This is a genomic window from Helicobacter sp. T3_23-1056 (assembly GCF_053654535.1).
This window is the reverse complement of record NZ_JBSIUU010000018.1, coordinates 40446-58689: the sequence shown is the minus strand read 5'-3', so window position 1 is coordinate 58689 and position 18244 is coordinate 40446. Positions and strand designations below refer to the sequence as shown.

At 39.6% G+C, this 18244-nt stretch carries 13 protein-coding genes and 1 pseudogene; 2 read left to right on the top strand and 12 right to left on the bottom strand.

The window, feature by feature from the left end:
• Positions 1-49 precede the first annotated feature (49 nt).
• The 4 genes from ACWIUO_RS09810 to ACWIUO_RS09795 all read right to left on the bottom strand — a co-directional run bounded on the left by ACWIUO_RS09810 (position 50) and on the right by ACWIUO_RS09795 (position 8585).
• Positions 50-3061 carry a DEAD/DEAH box helicase family protein gene (locus tag ACWIUO_RS09810; RefSeq protein ID WP_454177716.1) on the bottom strand — a complete coding sequence of 1004 codons (3012 nt, stop codon included), beginning with the start codon at positions 3059-3061 and terminating at the stop codon, positions 50-52.
• Complete coding sequence (gene rhuM, locus ACWIUO_RS09805) at positions 3058-4068, bottom strand: RhuM family protein (protein ID WP_454177715.1); 1011 nt, start codon at positions 4066-4068, stop codon at positions 3058-3060. The genes ACWIUO_RS09810 and rhuM overlap by 4 nt, the downstream gene beginning before the upstream one ends.
• Positions 4061-7429, bottom strand: coding sequence for a site-specific DNA-methyltransferase (locus tag ACWIUO_RS09800; RefSeq protein ID WP_454177714.1), 3369 nt, complete (start codon positions 7427-7429; stop codon positions 4061-4063). Before ACWIUO_RS09800 ends, rhuM begins: the two co-directional genes overlap by 8 nt.
• Positions 7430-7604: 175 nt before the next feature.
• Positions 7605-8585, bottom strand: a complete 981-nt coding sequence (locus ACWIUO_RS09795; RefSeq protein WP_454177713.1) for an iron-sulfur cluster assembly scaffold protein — start codon at positions 8583-8585, stop codon at positions 7605-7607.
• On the opposite strand from ACWIUO_RS09795, the gene ACWIUO_RS09790 reads away from it, so the two are divergent.
• Positions 8579-8704 (top strand): hypothetical protein, encoded by a 126-nt coding sequence (locus ACWIUO_RS09790; RefSeq protein ID WP_454177712.1) that lies wholly within the window; start codon positions 8579-8581, stop codon positions 8702-8704. The two genes, ACWIUO_RS09795 and ACWIUO_RS09790, sit on opposite strands and share 7 nt — an antisense overlap.
• A 63-nt stretch (positions 8705-8767) precedes the next feature.
• On the opposite strand, the gene ACWIUO_RS09785 is transcribed toward ACWIUO_RS09790, so the two are convergent.
• Positions 8768-9952 carry a NifS family cysteine desulfurase gene (locus ACWIUO_RS09785; protein WP_454177711.1) on the bottom strand — a complete coding sequence of 395 codons (1185 nt, stop codon included), beginning with the start codon at positions 9950-9952 and terminating at the stop codon, positions 8768-8770.
• A 535-nt stretch (positions 9953-10487) separates the two neighbouring features.
• Here ACWIUO_RS09785 and fliW point away from each other — a divergent pair.
• Positions 10488-10967, top strand: a complete 480-nt coding sequence (gene fliW / locus ACWIUO_RS09780) for a flagellar assembly protein FliW (protein WP_454177710.1) — start codon at positions 10488-10490, stop codon at positions 10965-10967.
• Positions 10968-11230: 263 nt separating this feature from the next.
• Here the strand turns inward: fliW and ACWIUO_RS09775 are convergent, their stop codons facing one another.
• The 7 genes and pseudogenes from ACWIUO_RS09775 to ACWIUO_RS09745 form a co-directional block, all read right to left on the bottom strand.
• Entirely contained in the window at positions 11231-11689 is a 459-nt protein-coding gene (locus tag ACWIUO_RS09775; protein ID WP_454177709.1) for a PaaI family thioesterase, read from the bottom strand.
• Complete coding sequence (locus ACWIUO_RS09770) at positions 11690-13036, bottom strand: DUF1698 domain-containing protein (protein ID WP_454177708.1); 1347 nt, start codon at positions 13034-13036, stop codon at positions 11690-11692.
• Positions 13037-13334: 298 nt separating this feature from the next.
• A complete protein-coding gene (locus ACWIUO_RS09765) occupies positions 13335-13730 on the bottom strand; it encodes a type II toxin-antitoxin system PemK/MazF family toxin (protein WP_454177707.1) in 396 nt (131 codons plus the stop codon).
• A 30-nt stretch (positions 13731-13760) separates the two neighbouring features.
• A complete protein-coding gene (locus tag ACWIUO_RS09760; RefSeq protein ID WP_454171983.1) occupies positions 13761-14000 on the bottom strand; it encodes an AbrB/MazE/SpoVT family DNA-binding domain-containing protein in 240 nt (79 codons plus the stop codon).
• Positions 14001-14368: 368 nt separating this feature from the next.
• The gene (gene cysS / locus ACWIUO_RS09755) at positions 14369-15889 is read right to left on the bottom strand and encodes a cysteine--tRNA ligase (protein WP_454177721.1); all 1521 of its coding nucleotides are present in this window, start codon (positions 15887-15889) and stop codon (positions 14369-14371) included.
• Positions 15890-15941: 52 nt separating this feature from the next.
• The gene (locus ACWIUO_RS09750) at positions 15942-17558 is read right to left on the bottom strand and encodes a lipid II flippase MurJ (RefSeq protein ID WP_454177720.1); all 1617 of its coding nucleotides are present in this window, start codon (positions 17556-17558) and stop codon (positions 15942-15944) included.
• Positions 17544-18194 (bottom strand): annotated as a pseudogene (locus tag ACWIUO_RS09745) (lipid II flippase MurJ); the annotation flags it as partial. The gene ACWIUO_RS09750 and the pseudogene ACWIUO_RS09745, both read right to left, overlap by 15 nt.
• Between the last annotated feature and the right edge of the window lie 50 nt (positions 18195-18244).

Below are 18244 nucleotides of genomic sequence, written 5' to 3'. Positions count from 1 at the left end.
AAACTTTTCTTGAGCCAAACTTTTTACGCGTGAAAAAAGCAGACAAAATCTAACCCAAACACTCCATAAAAATATCCGCTATATCCGCATAAATATACCCTTTTAGATTTTCGTTGCAAACGCCCTCTTTGTTGTAATACACTAGCTTTACGCCTACTTTTTGCCCTTGATATGACAAAGACGCATTGTCAAAAATTTCGCTAAATCCCCGCACTTTATCAAGCGCGTTTTGCGGAGCTAGATTTACACCCTTTGGGTCGATAAAGATTATGCTAAATTCATCTTGCCCAAGTGTATCTTTGCGCTTTATCCAAAAGATAAAATCAGGGTAAAATTTACGCATTTCTTGCGTAGCTTCATCAAAATAAGGCACATAGATTTCATCAACATTTTCTACCAATCTACAAAAGCACCATTCACATTGCTTTAGCGCGCTAGATTCGCTCGCCACATATTCGCTCAAATCGCGCAAAAACTCCACTTCGCTAGGATTGTTTATCGCATAGATGATATTGCCTTTTGTGCTATCTCTGCCTTTTTTATCGATGATTAGCGGGGTATAATAATGTGCTTGCAAGCTAGAATCTAGCGTATAGCCATAGACTTCATCGGTGGCTTTGTGCGTGCTAGATTTTATCGCTTTTGTGTAGTCCTCTATGCTTAGTTTGCCCCGTTTTACTTCCTCCATTAGTTGTGCTTCGCTTTTGGCGTTTGCCCCATTGCTTAATAACGCCTTTATTTTCTTATTGATTTCATCGATGATGACTTCATCTAGTGTGCTACTAAATTTTTCAAAATGACAGATTTCGCTATCTAAATTTTTAAATTCTCTAAATTCTTTTCTTTTGCTATGAAAAAATCTATCGATGATTGCAAAGGCATTGCTAGGATTTAGATTTTGCCTATTTCCGCGCACTTCAAAGCCCCTGTTCTCACGGATTTTACGCGCTGTGCTAAGCCCTAAATCCGCACTTTTGCACCCACTGCTAAGCAATAAAATATCCTCATCATAGCCCTCCACACATTTACGCAAATTCTCAAAATCCACCTTAGAAATTACATAGATTTCATTGCTTCTTTCGCCCTCTTTATATGTCGGCACGAGCAATGGCGAAAAATCTTTCCTAACCTTAAATCCCTTTATCGCGCCACTTGTTTTAAAAGATTCAATCCCTTGTAAAATCCCCTCTATCGCATTATAATCACTTGCCATTATGAAAAGCGTCTCTAATCCCGCACATAAAGGCGTGAGACTAGATTTTATAATAGAATCTATACTTGCTTTTTCAAGCCTTTTGCGCACATTTGCAAAAGGCTCGATTCGCACACCTCGCCCAATGGTTTGGAGGACATATTTTTTAGCGTTTTTAGAGCCAATGTTTATAAAGCAGATGAGATTCACGCGGTTGCTATCCCAGCCCTCATTAAACACCTTGCTACCCATCATTATATTTATAGGCGAAGTTTGAGCGTTTATGCTATCAAAGTAGCCCTCGCCTAAATCCTCCCCACTATCCACGCCAAGCGTTTGTAGATACTGCTTTTCCCACTCTTTTGTGCTACCGATATTTAGCAGCATAAAAGGCGTATTTGCATTTTTGCTTTTAAATGCTAGTTCTTTATCATTGCCCTTAATCTTGCACGCCTCTATGCTAGATTTTTCATTTGCATAAAACACACTTTTTCGCAACGCATTAGAATCCACGCTCCCCACAATGTCTAAAAACTCCGCGCTTATCTCACTTGTGCCAAAATACACACTTGCATTTTTTAGCTTTTCTTTTAGATTTTGCGCGATAGGCGTTATGTCAATCTCATTTGCCAAAATTTGCAAAATCGCTTCAAAGTAGAGCTTTACCCCCGCTTCTTGCGTATTTACTTTATCGCTTACGGCGATTATTAAAGGATTGTGATAGTTTAGGGGCATTTGTTGTGATTCTTTATACTTGCCAAATTTACTAAAAAGTCGCTCTTTGCTTAACTTTATCGCGCAAAATAGTATAAAACTCTCTATGATTCGCTCGCATTTTGTCGCTTCTATCTTTTTAGTATCTCCCTTTTTAGTATCTCCCCCGCTATCTTTAAAAGCGCGCAAATCACTATCAAGCACAGCGATATTTTTGCCATATCCATCGGTATTAAACCGCTCCAAATTATAATTAAACGCGCAAGTATCCAAATCTAGCTTATCCTCAAAAGTCGCGCTAAAATTAAAGATAAATCCCCGCGCAAAGTCATTTTGTCGCAGAGTTTCACCATTTGGTAGCATTCCACTAGATAGCGCGTTAAAATACCCCTTGCGCACAGAGTCCTTGCTATCGCCTTTGTGCGCTTCATCTAGCAGGATATACCACCCACTTTGTGTCAAAAAGTTTTTATGATTTAGCCTTTTTGCCTTGCTGTCTTTGCCGACATTTTCAGCCGTATCTAACAAATCACTTCTAGCCACATACACCACCGCTTCGCCAAAAAGATTTGCGCTAGATTCTGCTCTCTCAAAATCTTTTAGCTCTTTTAGCGTGATTGTATTGGCATTGTAGGCATTATACGCATTTATCTGCTCTCTAAATTGCGCCAAAATCTTATCATTTGGCGCAAGTAGCATTATAGGCTTTTTGGGAATTTTGCCTTTTTGGCTTAGACTGACAAGCAAGGCGATTAGCTTTATCATTACGATAGTTTTGCCACTACCTGTCGCCATCCAAAAACTTGCGCGATTTATATCGCTTCGCTCTATTGGCGTTATTAGATTTTGCCTTTGATATGTGCGATAAGCGCGCAATAACGATTCTGTATTATCATTAAACGCTTCGATTTGTGCATAATCGCTGTGATTTTGATTTATATCGCCCATATAGAGTTTTAGCGCGATTAGGGCGTGTTTGAGGGCTGATTGCTGATATTCTTGCAGGGTAATGCTATGTGAAAATGTGCCAAAATCTATCTCACCCAAAAACTCGCTAAAATCTTTATAATTTTCTTTGATGATTTCATTTAGCACAAGTTTTTTTGCCACACTCTCGCTCATAGATTTTGGTTTTTGATTTTTAGCCTTGCTCATTTTTTGCCCTCGATTTTTTTGCTAAATTTCTCAAATGCGATTTCTATGTCCTCTTTTGTCTTTTGTTTGTAGAGATTGTATTGCGTATGTGCTTTTTCTATCGCCTTTGTGTGCGACACACTCCCTGCGTTATCTAGCACTGCGCGTCCGCTAAATCGCAAAAATTCATTTAGCTTATCTAAATGTTCTTGCATAGTTTTTAGCTCCCTATTCATCGCGGCAAGTTCGGCAAACTCAAAATACGCCGTTACAATGCGATTTAGCGACTCTAACTCATCTTTGTTTAGATAATTTTTAGCAATCTCACTTTCTTTTTTGGTAGGCAACTTACCTTTGAAATTCGTAAGCCCCAAATATGGCTTATCACTATCCACACGATTAAAAATCACTTCACTAGCCGTGTGTCCGTGCGCGGAGTAGTGTAGCTTATTTTGAATGGTTTTAAAAAGCTCGATTGTCCGCTCATCATCTTTGTCATAATCAATCGCAGTTGCATAGATTTTTAGCACTTGGGCGTAGATTTTTGCTTCGCTTGAGCGAATATCCCTAAGTCGCTCCAAAAGCTCATCAAAATACCCATCATTTTGCCCTTTTAGTCGCTCATCATCTAGCGCAAATCCTTTGATAATGTATTCTTTTAGGATTTTACTAGCCCATTGGCGAAACTTTGTCGCGCTTTTAGAATTTACGCGGTAGCCCACAGAGATAATCATATCTAGGTTGTAATGCTCTATTTCACGCGAAACCTCCCTACTACCCTCATTTTGAACTATCAAGAAAAACTTGATAGTTGATTCTCTATCTAACTCCCCTTCGCTAAAAATGTTGTTGATATGTTGGCTTATAGCTTGTTTGGTTACGCCAAAAAGCTCGGCGATTTGCCTTTGGGTAAGCCACAAAGTTTCATTTTCTAGCCTTATGCTAATCGCAGGGGCATTGTTTGAATCCTTATAGATTACGATAGGATTATTCGGCGTTAGACGCGTGGCAAGCGATTTTTTAGGCATTTGATTCCCACCAAATGAGATTTTTTAGTTTTGGGTATTTTGCTATGTCGATAGATTCTAGGTTCAAAATCTCGCCGTTATGGTATTCACACGATTCTATGCCCACAGATTCTGCGTTTGCAGATTCTATATCATTTGCGGAGTTTTTGTCTTTTGTTCCCCCTCCCTTTGCGGAGGTGGTTAGGGGGTGGGTGGAGTCTAAAAATAACCGCTTGATTTTCCAACCCATAAGGTTAGCAATGCTTTGAAATATGTCAAATTCTGCTCTATATCCGCTCATATTTAGCGTTATGGGTTTGTCGCATTTTTTGTTTAGCTCTTTTATGAGTTTGCGGGATTTGCGGTAGTCGATGATATACCCACCCCCTGTGTCCCCCTCCGCAAGGGAGGGGGAAATTCTGTCATTGCGTCTGTCATTGCGAGATTCTGCGACTTTTGATAAAGTCGCAGAATCGTGGCAATCTATTTTTTTGGATTCGTGGATTGCCGCGTTCGCTTCACTCACTCGCAATGACGGGGAAAGAGTGGATTGCAACGCTATGTTTTCTTCGCTCACACTGCCTCGCAATGACGAATCCAAAACATATTCACAATTTGCCAACGCCTCTTCGTAAGATTCGAGTTCGTAATATCTAAACGCTCCACCGCCTTTGTATTCTACTTCTTTGCTTATCCCACTAGCAAATCCCGCTATGACTTTTTTTAGTCTTGGCAATACCACTTTATAAAAATGCTCTCCCATTTCTATGCCTATAAATTTTCGCCCCAATTTTAAAGCCACAGCGCAAGTTGTCCCGCTTCCTGCGAAAAAATCTAAAATAATAGAATCTTTTTTACTTGCAATTTCTGCTATACGATTGATTAGTTTTTCTGGTTTTGGAGTGTCAAAATTTTTATCGCCAAACAAATGTTTTATATCTTGCGTTGCATCAGCGTTTAATGCCAAATCATACCAAATCGAAGCAGGAACTAAATTTGAGTTAATATCTATGTAATGCTTATAATAAACTTTGTCATTTGACTTAAAAATAATCTCATCTCGTTCTAATCTTGCCAAAAATGTAGATTCTGCCATTTTCCATTGATGTTCATTGCCTTTTAAGATTTTGCCATTAGGAAGCTGTATGTCATAATGAAGCCCTGCACTATCCTGCAAAGCAGTATCATTTAAAGGTTTTTCAGTGTAATAACCATTAGAATCTTGTTTGTATTTGTTGATACTTGGACGAGAAACTCCGTTTGTATTAAGCAAGAAAATATCTTTACTATACACTAATATATAATCTTGCTCAATCGCAATATGTTTTGAATCATTGCCACCACCAGCCCTTTTTCGCCAAATTATATTAGCCACAAAATTTTCATCGCCAAACACACTATCCATTAAAAGTTTTAAATTCGCCTGTTCATTATCATCAATGCTTACAAAAATACTGCCCTTGTCATTTAAGATATTTTTGCTTAATTCAAGGCGATTGCTTATCATAGAGAGCCACGAAGCGTGGTTAAATTTATCGGCATAGATAAAATCATCATTGCCTGTATTATAAGGCGGGTCGATATAAATCAAATCGATTTTATTTTGATATTTTGGCATTATGGAGTTTAGGGCTTGGAAATTGTCGCTTTTGATTAGCTCACCATTTAGCAAGGATTCTAAATCATCAAAGGCACTAAGCAGGGCAAACTGTGTCTCTTTGCTTAAATGCTTTGTGTCAATGGGTAGAAATTTGTATTTATTTAACCCACCCCCTGTATCCCCCTCCGCAAGGGAGGGGGAAATTCTGTCATTGCGTCTGTCATTGCGAGAATCTGCGACTTTGTCAAAAGTCGCAGAATCGTGGCAATCTATTTTTTTGGATTCGTGGATTGCCGCGTTCGCTTCGCTCACTCGCAATGACGGGGAAAGAGTGGATTGCTTCGTTGTGGCTTCGCCACTGCCTCGCAATGACGCGGTTATCATCTCTTTTAATGACGAAATGTCAAAATCCTTATTGATTAGTTTTAACTCTCTCCATTCTTTAATCTGCGATTCAAATCCTGTGTCGCTAAAAATTCGCTCTAAAAGTGTGTCTAGTTTTTTGCTACGAGATGCCCACCCCCTAGCCCCCTCCGCAAGGGAGGGGGAACAAGAGGTAGAATCCTCCGCAATGGTTGGAGAATCCTCCGCTTTAATGGAAAAATCTTTATAAGCATTTGCCAAAATCGTCTCAATGCTAAACACATACTGCGTGTTTTTGGCAAATTTTGGTTTTAGCCAAATAGCTTTTAGCTCGTCCTCAAATCTAGCGATAAAATCTATGATTTCATAGGCTAGATTTTTGACTTGCTGCAAACGGCTGATTGCGACATTGTTCCACTGCTGAAACGCGCTATCTTTGTAAAGGTAGCCAAACATCCACAAATCAAACTGCTCTTGCAAAAAGGTTTGCGCGTCTTTGTGGATAAAAAAGTCGATTTCATTTTGCTTTTTGTAGCTTGAAAAGAGCTTTTTTAGGGATTCTAAATGCGAATCGGTGGGCTTTTTGGGTAATAAATCTTTGTCAATTAGTGCTTTTATGAAATCATCGCTAAATTCATTAGAATTTGCTTTGAAAACATTAAGAAAATCGGGGAATAAATCTTTTTGGTTGGTTACTTTGATGGTGATTTGGGGAATTTGATTTTCATTTGTGCTAGATTCGCTAGGATTTTGGGTTTTCCCCTCCCTTGCGAGATATCCCCCTTTTTGTCCCCCCTCCCTTGCGGAGGGGGTTAGGGGGTGGGTAGGATTTGACGAAATAGAATCTAGCTTAAAAACCACTTTGCTTTTATTGTTATCCGCATTTTGCCTATATTCACTCGCATCAAAAAAAATGCTAAATCTGCCCTCGTTATCTTGCAAAGTTAGGCTTTGATAGAGCGTGTCGCTTTTGACATAGTAGAGATTTTGGGTTTTGTAAAAAAGGCTTGTGTCTTTGGAATTGCTATAAATTTTGGCATAGATATTTTTGTAAATGGGCGTATCGGTGAAAAATGGTGTGCCTGTCTCATTTAGGTAGCTATCAAAAAAGGTGTAGAGTTTGTTGTAAATATCATTTGATTCTATGCTATCATCGCCCACTAGCTCGTTTATGCGCGTTTCTAAATGCACCTTTATATGCGCAAAATACTGCGCTTTGATATGAAGCAAATTTGTGAAGCCACTTTGTGCGGTGCTATTTGTGTGCGCACCACTTGCTGTGCTGTTTGCATTTGCCTTGCCACCATTTGCATTTGTGCTATTTTTTCTATTTTGGGTTATGCTATTTTGCACACTCTTTATCTTTACCCCTAGATAGCAATCCTCTAGCTTACTAAAAAACGCCTTTTTGTAGTCCATTTGCCCGCCTTTAATATTTCTAAATCAGCATAAAAATCTCGCAAAATCATAGCCAAATTTTGCTTGGATTTTCATAACGGCTAGGCACAAAGATGCGCAAAAAAGACTAAATTTTCACAAATTTTTGGATATTTCTTTTTATGATTTTTAGGCGTGATTATCACAAATGCGCAAATCATATCGGCATTACGCGGATACTAGAATCTAGATTCTCTTGCAAGACAGATTCTATCGCATAGAGCGTGCCTGTGGCAGCACTCGCGCACCCATCGCACGCCCCCATATAGCGAATGTATATGTCAATATGCCCATCGCTTGTGTCTTTAATATCTAAGATTTCCATATTCCCGCCGTCCATCATTAGCATAGGGCGGATATTTTCATCGATGACTTTATCCACCATTTTTACCTTTTGCACCATTGTCATATCTGCGAATTTCGCGCCATCACTTTGGCTTTTTTCATATTGATTTTTGAGCTTTTCGCTCTCCATTTCGGTGCGCACGGCGTTTAGAATATCTACGAGATAATATTCTCTCTTTTCGTGTCCGCCCTCTTTTATGCAGGATTTGCAAAACGCGCCTGCTTTGGTGTATTGCGTGATTTCTTCTACCGACTTTAAGTCGTTTAGTTTGATGACTTCTTTTATGGTTGATAGGCTAACGCGCGCGCATTCGCACACGATGATTTCGTCCTCGAAGTCCTCCGCGTCTTTGCCTAGATACATTCCTGCTGCCTTTTTGATGACATCATACGCCATTACCGAGCAGTGCATTTTTTGCCCGGGCACAGCGGGAGTATCGGGGTCATCGCGCAGTGCCTTTTCCACATCGATATTAGTGATTTTCACGGCGTCTTGGACTTTTTTGTTTAGGCATAGCTCTACCATCATATCGCTACTTGCGATAGCCGTCCCACAGCCAAAGCTCTTAAACTTCGCATCAATGATTGTATCATCGTTATCCACAAGCCAATAGAGTCGCACCGCATCGCCACAAGACTCTGCGCCATAGTCCGCTACGATTAGCTTCGCGCCTTTTGCGTCTGCCATTTCTTGCGTGATGACGCCCAAATGTGTGGGGTTGTCCATTCTTTGTGCTACTTTTTTGCTATATGCGTCCCATAACGCACCACCGATTAAGTCATTTTTTGCCATTTTTTATCCTTTTGTTGTTGTGTTTTGAAAATTGTCTAAAATCTAAAACGCCATTTGTGCGAAGTATTTTTGAGTTATTTTTGGGGTTTTATGAGCGTGTGAGCGCGGATAAGACATAGAAGTCTATCAAGCGAAACACGCGAAATAATCCACAAAAATAGCCAAAAAGACAAGCACAAAACCTAAGCACCATAGGAGCTAGAAATACTCCTCAACCTCTCAACCGCCCTCCTAAACACCTCCAGCGTATAAACTATCTCTTCTTCGGTGTTAAACCTACTAAGTGAGATTCTAATCGCGGTGTGTGCTAGCTCTTTGTCCGCGCCTACGGCTACCATTATAGGATTTGCTTCCAAATCCTCGCTAGCACACGCACTCCCCGTGCTACACGCGATTCCCGCTTTATTTAAATCCCATAGCATTGCCTCGCCCTCTATGCCTTTGACGCTTACTAAAATCGTATTTGGCACACGATGAGTAATATCGCCAATCACGCGCACATCAGGGATTTCTAGCAAACCAGATTCTAACTTATCGCGCAAAGATTTGACATAAGTCTCTTCAAATCCTAAATAATCATTTGCTAGCTGCATCGCCTCGCCCATTCCTACGATATAGGGGACATTTAGCGTGCCACTTCTGCGCCCGCGCATCTGCTCCCCTCCGTGAAATAGAGGGGTTAGATTCACACCTTTGCGAATATAGAGCGCACCTATGCCCTTTGGTCCGTGAAATTTATGTGCAGATAGGCTTAGCAAATCTACATTTGCCTTTTGGACATCAACAGGGATTTTGCCGATAGCCTGCACCGCATCGGTGTGAAAAAGCACGCCTTTTTGCTTACAAATCGCGCCGATTTCCTCAATGGGAAAAACCGCTCCCGTTTCGTTATTTGCCCACATTACGCTAACTAATGCGGTTTTATCACTAATAGCGTCTGCTACTTGACTTGCAAAGATTGCTCCGTGCTTATTGACAGGCAAGCGAGTGATTTTTACTCCCAATGATTCCAAAAAATCACAAGTAGAGCCTATGGCTGGGTGCTCTACTTCGGTAGTGATGATGTGGTTTTTGGGGCTATTTTTTATGTCGCCACCATTATGGATTAGCTCAAAATACACGCCTTTTAATGCCCAATTATTCGACTCTGTCGCGCAAGAAGTGATGATAATATCATCTTCATCATTTGCATTTAGCCCTGCATACATTTTTTCGATAGCATCGGCTATGGCGGGGTGGGTTTCTGTGCCAAATTTATGCAGGCTATTTGGATTGCCAAAATGCTCTAAGAAAAATGGCTCCATCGCTTCTTTGACTTTTGGGTCAATCATTGTTGTTGCGTTGTTGTCTAGGTAGATTCTTTTCATTGCATTCCTTTTTTGGTTGGTGTTTGTGCTAGCTTTTTACGCTTTTTTAGGGCGCCTCATCACAAAGCTAGACATATAGATAAAGGCTAGTTTTTGCAAAATATCCATAATATTGATAATCCACTTGATAAAAAAATATATCTTAATATGCCGTTTTTGCAGTATGTTTTGAGCGTTTGATAATCCAAAAATACCACAAAAATAACGGCGTGATTTAAGAAAACTTTAATATTTAGTTGATTTTGCGCGGATTGTAGCACAGATTTTGCAATGTGTAGTCAAAATTTTGTGCCTTAAAATAAGATTTTTTACCATAAATGGCACAATTATAAGAATCTCACAAGCCATAAACACATTGCCAAAAAACAAAAAAATACGAAAAATTCACTAAAAATATGCCTAACAAATTGATTTTATAGCCAAAATTGGATAGAATCCTTGATTTAAAAACGACAAATTTACTTCACATAAGATCGTGCGATTCTAGGATGTAGAATCTAAGCCCAAAGATATGACTACAATAAAAAGGTGTGATATGGATTTCGATATAAAATCTCCCATCTTAGGTTTTGAAGATGTTACAAAAATGACATTGGATAAGATTGATGATATTTTTATGAGACTAAGCAATACAAATGGCACAGCCCCTGTGTTTGTGCTGATAAATCCTTTTGCGTTGCGTCAATATGATTTTGAAGTGCCTGTGGCTATGGAGCTACTGCTAGATTTGAAAAATTCCAAAAATATCCTTATTGCCAATATTATGGTAATGCAAACGCCTATCCAAAATTCTACGATAAACTTCCTTGCTCCGCTTGTGTTTAATTTTGACAACAAAACGATGGCGCAAATCGTCCTAGATAGCTTCAAATACCCAGCTTATGGCATAGCAGAGCCTATCTCAAAATGGTATAAAGAGGACGAAGAATCATCAAATGATGATTCTAGCGATTCTAAAAAAGAAAAGCCTAGCAAAAGCAAGCAAGAATCTAGCAAAAAATCTAATAAAAAATAAATAAAATCCCCACAAACCACAAAATCCTAGCCAAAAAAGCGTGCCAAAAACATAAAAAACATAAAAAAATACAAAATCTACATAAAGACTTCTATATCAAACCCCCTCCCTACAAACTCCGCAATACAAAACCTCACAAATCAAAAACAATCTAGCAACATCTAAACGCACAAAATCTAATCAATCATACAAACTACTTAAAAACCACGATTCTACTTAAAAACTACGATTCCCGCGCCTTGCAAAATCCTTGCCGTTAAACCTTATGGCTGTTCTGCGTTTTCTTTTAGTTTTAGTTTAAATAGCTTTTTATCAAAAATGACAATATAAAAAAGCCCATCAAAAATCTTAATATCAAGCACAAATCCCTCGACTTTGACTTCGCATTTGCGCATATCGCCCACTAGCGTTTTTGCCTTAAATTCTACTCGTTGATTAGTCTCCACAGGGGCTAAAAACTTCACATCAGAGCCTATGATGATAGAGTTTTTCTTATTTATCGCGCATAGTGCTGCAAAGCCTGCTGCGCTATGGACAAACCCTGTATGAGTGATACCTGCATCTACCTCCATATCCTCACGCGTGGTTAGAACCACTGTGGCTTTGTCTTTGCTTATTTCCTCCATTTCTCCACAAAAATGCACATTGATAGCATTGCCTATCACGCGCTCATCAGGGAATAATCTATCGATTTTTTCCTCTTCTTTTTCTTCTTCTGCCATTTATTTTCTCCTTAGCTTAAAATACGCTCTTTTTGGCGCAGGATAGCCCTCAATCGTCCTTGTCAAGTCATCTTTGTCAAGGAAAGATTCTAGGCTTAGAGAGGTTATCCATTTGGTGTGTCTTTGCTCATCTGTGGTGGTAGGCACTATGGCTAGTAGCTCCACTTCGTCAAATCCACATCGTTGCGCCCACCCCTCAAAAGCCCTCACACTTGGGATAAAAAACACATTAGACATTTTAGCATAACTTTTTTTAGGGCAAAGCACAAATTCCGTGTTTGAGAGATTGTCTAAAATCTTGTTTGCGACATTTTTTACGGCGTTTTTTGTGATTTTTTGCGCTATGTTTTTTTTGTTATTTGAGGATTTGCCCCCCTGCTCGCAAAGTATCCCATCATCTAGCAAACATTCATCTACATATTTATCCAAGACACCCAAAAAATCCTGCATCTCCACCACAAGCGTATCTACAAACGCCACGCCACCAGAATCTAGCGCATTTGCTAATGATTTTAGCGTGCCAAAAACATCAGCCCTATGATATAGCACACCTAGACAAAAAAGCACATCAAATTTTGGATTTTTTGCCTTTGTGGCAGGTTTTTGCGTGGCAGGTTTTTGAATGGCAGGCTTTTTGTGGGATTTGCTAGCATATTTTGTTATGATATTTTCAGTGTTTGAAGCATACGATTTTAGCGCGTTTTGCGGAGAGACTAGATATTCGCCCAAATCCTGCACGCCCAAAAGTTCATAGCAAATAGGCAATCCCAAAAAATGATTGATAAAGCAGAATTGACAAAAAAATAACGCACTAGGGTCAAACCCCACCAATAAGCGCGGTTTATGCAAACTCATCGCAAAAAGATAAAATCCATTATTGCACCCTATGTCGCCTACGATAGCGTTTTCTAGTAGATTTTCTTTTGTGATATGTGGGAGCAATAAATCCCATTTGACAAAACTTTGCCATTCGCTATCGATATGTAAATCCCCCAAAAAAAATGGTCCCTTTCGCCAAGAGCGCAAATCTAGGGCTAGGGATTCTAGCGCGTGGTATGGATTTTGTGCGTTTTTGTCGTGTGGATTTTCTATGGGGGTGGATTTTTGGGGGGTAGATTTTTGGGCTATTTTGGGGGTGGATTTTGAAGTAGATTTTATGCTAGATTTTGTTTTTTGGGGTGTGGGTTTTGTGATATGAGGTTTTATATTTGGGATTTTTATGTGTATGCCATTTTGGTAGCTGTATTCATAAGTATGGGGGAAAATCTCGCCTAGCGCGCTAATCCTAGATAGAAGCGGTGGGATAGGTTTGGCATTAAGCAAGTTGTATTTATCATATATTTGCATTTAGATTTTGCCACCTTTTAGATTTTTGTTTTAGTTTTTTGTGTGGTTTTTGCGGGTTGGATTTTGTTGTGTTAAGACTTTGTGCAAATGCTATAGAGCGATGATTTTAGATGGCAATTATAAAAGATTTGCATAAATTTGGGGATAATTAAAGTGTTTAGCTGTTGTGGTGGCGTTGGAAGCAAAAAATAAAATCTAGCCAAGATTTGCCCCCCTGCAAAACAACCTACACAACAATAACCTGCACAACAACCTGCAAAACAACAACCTGCAAAACAAAATCTAGGCTTAAAATGATTTAATTTAGCGCAAATTGTAATCCTAAAAGGCTAGCTAGTAATTTTTTGATTTGATAGATTTTGGATATATGCACTTTGGCGATTAGCCTTGCATTTCTTTGCGCAAAATCTACGCTTTTTATTTGGTCGCTCAAAACCATCATTTTTTGCTTTAGCGTGATAGGCACTTCAAATGGATAATCCCTAATCTGGCTTGTGATAGGCACGCACACGCAAAGTCCGCTTGCTTTATTGTAGCTTAGCGGGCTTAGCACGACTGCTAGTCTTTGTCTTGGTTTGATTTCTTTTGCTTGGGATTCGTCTTTGGTTTCGTTAGGATTTTGTCCCTCATCGTTTGGTATAAAATCTAGCGATATTACATCGCCTAAATCTGGTATATATTTTTTGGTTATCATAAATTATGCTCCTATATTTATTTGGCATTTTTACCATTCTTTGCCTTGCGTATTGTAGTTGCTCCATTCGCCTGCGATATTGAGATTTGCCTCATTTATACCTCTGCAAATTTCTTCGATACTTCTGTGTTTTTGCATTATGATTCCATTGCTATCTAGCACAAACATATCTAGCTCGCTATCCTCGCTTAAGCGAAGCTCTTGAGCGATTTCATCAGGGATACGAACGATTAGAAAATTGCTAAGTTTTTTTAGTTTTACGCGTTTCATTTCAAATCCTTAAGTTAAATTTATGGCTTTAGTCTTGCTAAAGCGTTATTTTTAGGCTTAGCTTTTGTTAAGCTAGGGTGTGATTCTATACTAAAAAATTTAACTAAATCATAAAAATTATTGTTTATTGATATGAAATATGTCAAAAAATATAAGGTTTTATAAAGCTGATTTATGTCTTTGTGGCTGTGGTTAAATGGCGATTTAATCGTGGTTAAATGTATTTAATGCAACAGGACAAAAGCAAAAAAACAAACATAGGATTATAAAAAATGGCTAGAATGATAGATTTTGCCTCTTTTTTGCCTATATTCTTGCTAGATTTTGGCTTATCGTTTTACTAGATTTTAGTCTATTTTGGCTAGATTTTATTCGATTTTTTCCCACACACTGCCTTGTGGCGTGTCTAAAACTATGATTCCCTCTCCTGCTAGCTCATCTCTTAAAGCATCAGCTAAAGCAAAATCTTTGTCTTTTTTTGCCTGCGCTCTTTTGGCGATTTTAGATTGTATTTGTGCTTTTTGTGCTTCATCTACGCCTTGTTGGAAATACTCCACCTCATCGCCCCCGCCAATCCCTAGCAAACATTCCACAAAATCAATATTTGCCAAAATCTGCGCTTTTAGATTCTTATCTTTTGGGTTTTTATCTAGGCTTGCATTTGCGTTGTTTAGCATTTCTTCTAGCACACTTAGAGCTTTTGAAATGTTTAAATCATCATTCATCGCTTCTAGTATGTTTTTTGCAAAATCGTTATGTTTGTCGCCCATAAATTTTGAAATCAAGTCTAAAGTAGATTTTGTAGCAAAATCCCCCAAATCCCGCGCGTTTTTAGATTTTGCTTCGCTAGGTTTTGCCGCCTTAGATTCTATGTTTGTCGCGACATTTACGCGCTTTTTTAGTCGATAGATTTTATCTAGCCGTTTTTTGCTAGCTAGCAAATCCTCTTCGTTAAAATGCAACACAGCGCGATAATGCACGCTAAGCAAGTAGTTGCGCAACACCTCGCCACTATACGCATTTAGGGCATCTTTGATAAAAAAACTATTGCCAAGCGATTTGCTCATTTTTTCACCATTGATATTTACAAACCCATTATGCACCCAATATTTAGCGATTTCCCTCCCTGTGGCACAGCGCGTTTGGCTAGCTTCATTTTCGTGGTGAGGGAAAAGCAAATCCGCCCCCCCTCCGTGAATATCTATGGCAAAATCCGCGCTTTCTTGCAAGCTATATGCAAGGCTAGATTCTATCATCGCGGAGCATTCGATATGCCAGCCCGGACGCCCTAGCCCTAGCGGACTCTCATACCCCTCATCATCTGCGCCCTTGTAGCTTTTCCATAGTGCAAAATCCCTCTCATCTTTTTTGTGCGTGTCGTTTTGGATTCTTGCTAGATTTTCGTCCTCATCGCTTCCGCGAGTGCTGATAGAGCCGTATTTTGCGTCTTTTTCTACACTTAGATAAATATCGCCATTTTCTAGCGTGTAAGCCACACTAGAATCTAGCAGGGTTTTTATAAGGCTAGAGATTTGAGGGATATTTTCGCTTGCTTTTGGAGAAATATCTGCGGGCAGGACTTTTAGGGCTAGCATATCTTTTTCATACGATTTTGTGTATGTATCCGCTAGGGATTGTATGGATATGTTTTTGGCGTGTGCTTTTTTGATGATTTTATCATCGATGTCGGTGATATTTTTGACAAACAAGACTTCATAGCCATTTAGCAGTAGCACACGGCGTAGCAAATCAAAAGCAATCGAGCTTCTTGCGTGCCCTAGATGCGCATCATCATACACCGTAGGACCGCAGACATAGATTCTAGCTTTGCCCTTTTTTATGGGGGTAAATGGGAGTTTAGATTTTTGCCTGCTATCATAAAAATATATTTGCATCGTAGTTGCTTCCTTACAAAAAATAAACTAAAAAACTAATTTGGCATTATGGAATCTGCACAAATGATATAAATATCCACAAAAATGCCACTTCAAGCCCGATAAACGCTACCAAAAACACGCTAAGTTTAGAATCTGCAATTATACCCCAAAACTTAGCAAACCCAAAGGCTTTTATCGTAAGCCAAAAAAGCACAAATCCACTCAAACTACCAGCCAATGCAAGCCCAAACGCCCCCCAAAACTGCATAAAAATAAGCGAAAATCCTACGCCCACCCCAAGTGAAATCGCGGAAATCTTTGCCGCAAGTGCCTGCCTCATAGTCGCATACAAATATAGCGAAAAAATCCGTGCTAGCCCAAAAGGCACAAGCCCCACCATATAGCCTGCAAACACCAGCGCGCACTCCATCGTATCAGCCCTGCTAAATTTGCCGTGCTCATAAAGTAGCCAAATGATATGCTTATCTAGCATTGCCCCGCCAACCGCGCACGCAATAAGCATAAAGCACAAAAACCAAAATGATTTTTTCATCGATTTTAGGGCGTTTGCTTCCTGCCCTGCTTTGATAGATTTTGCCACCATAGGAAAAAGCGCGGTAGAAATCGCTATGGCAAAGATAGCAAGGGGGAGCTGAAAAATGCGGTTTGCATAGTAAAGATAAGAGATAGAGCCACTTGCAAGAAAAGAGGCTAAAATCGTGTCGATAAAAGAGGCGATTTGGGCTGTGGAGCTGCCTAGCATTGCGGGAAAAAATTGCGTAAAAAAGGCTTTTAACTCGGATTTGATTTTGATGGCTAGGGATTGTTGTTTTGTTTTGTTGTTTGTGGATTCTGCGAAACTTGTTTCATTGGTATTGAAAGCAGAATCGCTAGATTTTGCGTGGCAATCTATTGTTTTGTCAATGATTCTCTTGTCATATTGAGGGCTTAAGCCCGAAATATCTCTATTTTTAAGCTGTGATTGAGATACTTCGGTCGCTTGCGCTCCCTCAGTATGACAAATTGTTGTTTGTGGATTTTGCTTGCGCAACTGCGACCACTCGCGCTCTGCTAAATCGCTACTTTGTAGCTGTGGGCTTGTGCCACGCTCGCTATCGCTCGCTCGCAATGACGATTCTGTGTTAGAATCTAGGCTAGATTTTGGGCTAGATTCTAATGTGGATTTTACCCACCCCCTAGCCCCCTCCGCCACATTTTGATAGTTTTGTGAGGTGGAATCTATTTCGTAATTGCGAGCAAATGCGTCCGCATTTGCGTGGCAATCTATTTTGTTATTGTTAAAAAGTGGATTGCCACGCTCGCTCTGCTCGCTCGCAATGACGCAATCGCTAGAATCCTCGCCACCATTTTCCCCCACAATTCTAGTATTTTTGCTTCGCTCCGCTTTCAATGACGAACTATCGCTATTTGCGCTAAAATCCGCATTTTTACTAGAATCTTGCGATAAATAATCCTCGCCATTTTTTCTATCAATCGAAGTTGGTGAGGTGGTGCTTGTGGAGTTTTTTGCAGATTTTGGGAGTGAGCTAGGCTCTCTTGCCTGCGAACTCTCAAAATCTGCAAAATCTATGCAATGACTACCCGCAGACAAATTGCAATTACCAAAAGAACCCAAAGACGAATTGCCCCCGTTAAAAAAAGCTTTTTTTAGCTCCAACACCCCACACACAAACACCCTGCAAAACCCAAGACTCCACAGCGGATAAAAATGCAACACCACTTGTGCCACCCCCCCTATTATCACTCCATAGCTTACAAAATACACGATTTCTAGCTCATCTTTGCCTCTTGCGACAAACAACGCCACAATCATTGCGATATTTAACAACGCCGTGTTATACGCGCTTACCCAAAAATGCCCTTTATACTGCAAAAGCGCGCTAAAAAATGTTACCCAAAATACTAATAGCAAATACCAAAAATGTATCGCCACAATAGGTTTTGCAATCTCTATGAGAGAATCATCAAATCCAAGTGCCAAAATCCGCGTAACACCCCCGCTAAATGCCACAACAAAAAGACTAAAAACAATCAAAATCCCGCTAAAAATGCCAAGTGTTAGCACGCTAAATGCGCCCTTTTTGCTAGAAGCGATAAAATTTGGCAAAAAACTCTGCGTGAAAGCCCCCTCCCCAAAGATTCTGCGAAAAAGATTTGGAAACTTAAAAGCCACAAAAAATATATCACTATAAATCCCCGCTCCCAAAATATTTGCCATACTCAAATCCCGCAAAAATCCAAAAATGCGAGAACATAGGATTCCGCTACTATTGGTTAGAAATGCTTTTTTTAGCACAAATTTCCTTTTAGGCTTATTAGATTTTGCATATTTGGGTTTTTAGACTT

What these genes read in the sequence shown, in the direction of transcription:
- fliW (WP_454177710.1), top strand. Translation starts at nt 10,488, where the DNA reads ATGGATTTCGATATAAAATCTCCCATCTTAGGTTTTGAAGATGTTACA.
- ACWIUO_RS09760 (WP_454171983.1), bottom strand. Translation starts at nt 14,000, where the DNA reads ATGAAACGCGTAAAACTAAAAAAACTTAGCAATTTTCTAATCGTTCGT.
- ACWIUO_RS09795 (WP_454177713.1), bottom strand. Translation starts at nt 8,585, where the DNA reads ATGGCAAAAAATGACTTAATCGGTGGTGCGTTATGGGACGCATATAGC.
- ACWIUO_RS09770 (WP_454177708.1), bottom strand. Translation starts at nt 13,036, where the DNA reads ATGCAAATATATGATAAATACAACTTGCTTAATGCCAAACCTATCCCA.
- rhuM (WP_454177715.1), bottom strand. Translation starts at nt 4,068, where the DNA reads ATGCCTAAAAAATCGCTTGCCACGCGTCTAACGCCGAATAATCCTATC.
- ACWIUO_RS09785 (WP_454177711.1), bottom strand. Translation starts at nt 9,952, where the DNA reads ATGAAAAGAATCTACCTAGACAACAACGCAACAACAATGATTGACCCA.
- ACWIUO_RS09765 (WP_454177707.1), bottom strand. Translation starts at nt 13,730, where the DNA reads ATGATAACCAAAAAATATATACCAGATTTAGGCGATGTAATATCGCTA.
- ACWIUO_RS09810 (WP_454177716.1), bottom strand. Translation starts at nt 3,061, where the DNA reads ATGAGCAAGGCTAAAAATCAAAAACCAAAATCTATGAGCGAGAGTGTG.
- ACWIUO_RS09775 (WP_454177709.1), bottom strand. Translation starts at nt 11,689, where the DNA reads ATGGCAGAAGAAGAAAAAGAAGAGGAAAAAATCGATAGATTATTCCCT.
- ACWIUO_RS09800 (WP_454177714.1), bottom strand. Translation starts at nt 7,429, where the DNA reads ATGGACTACAAAAAGGCGTTTTTTAGTAAGCTAGAGGATTGCTATCTA.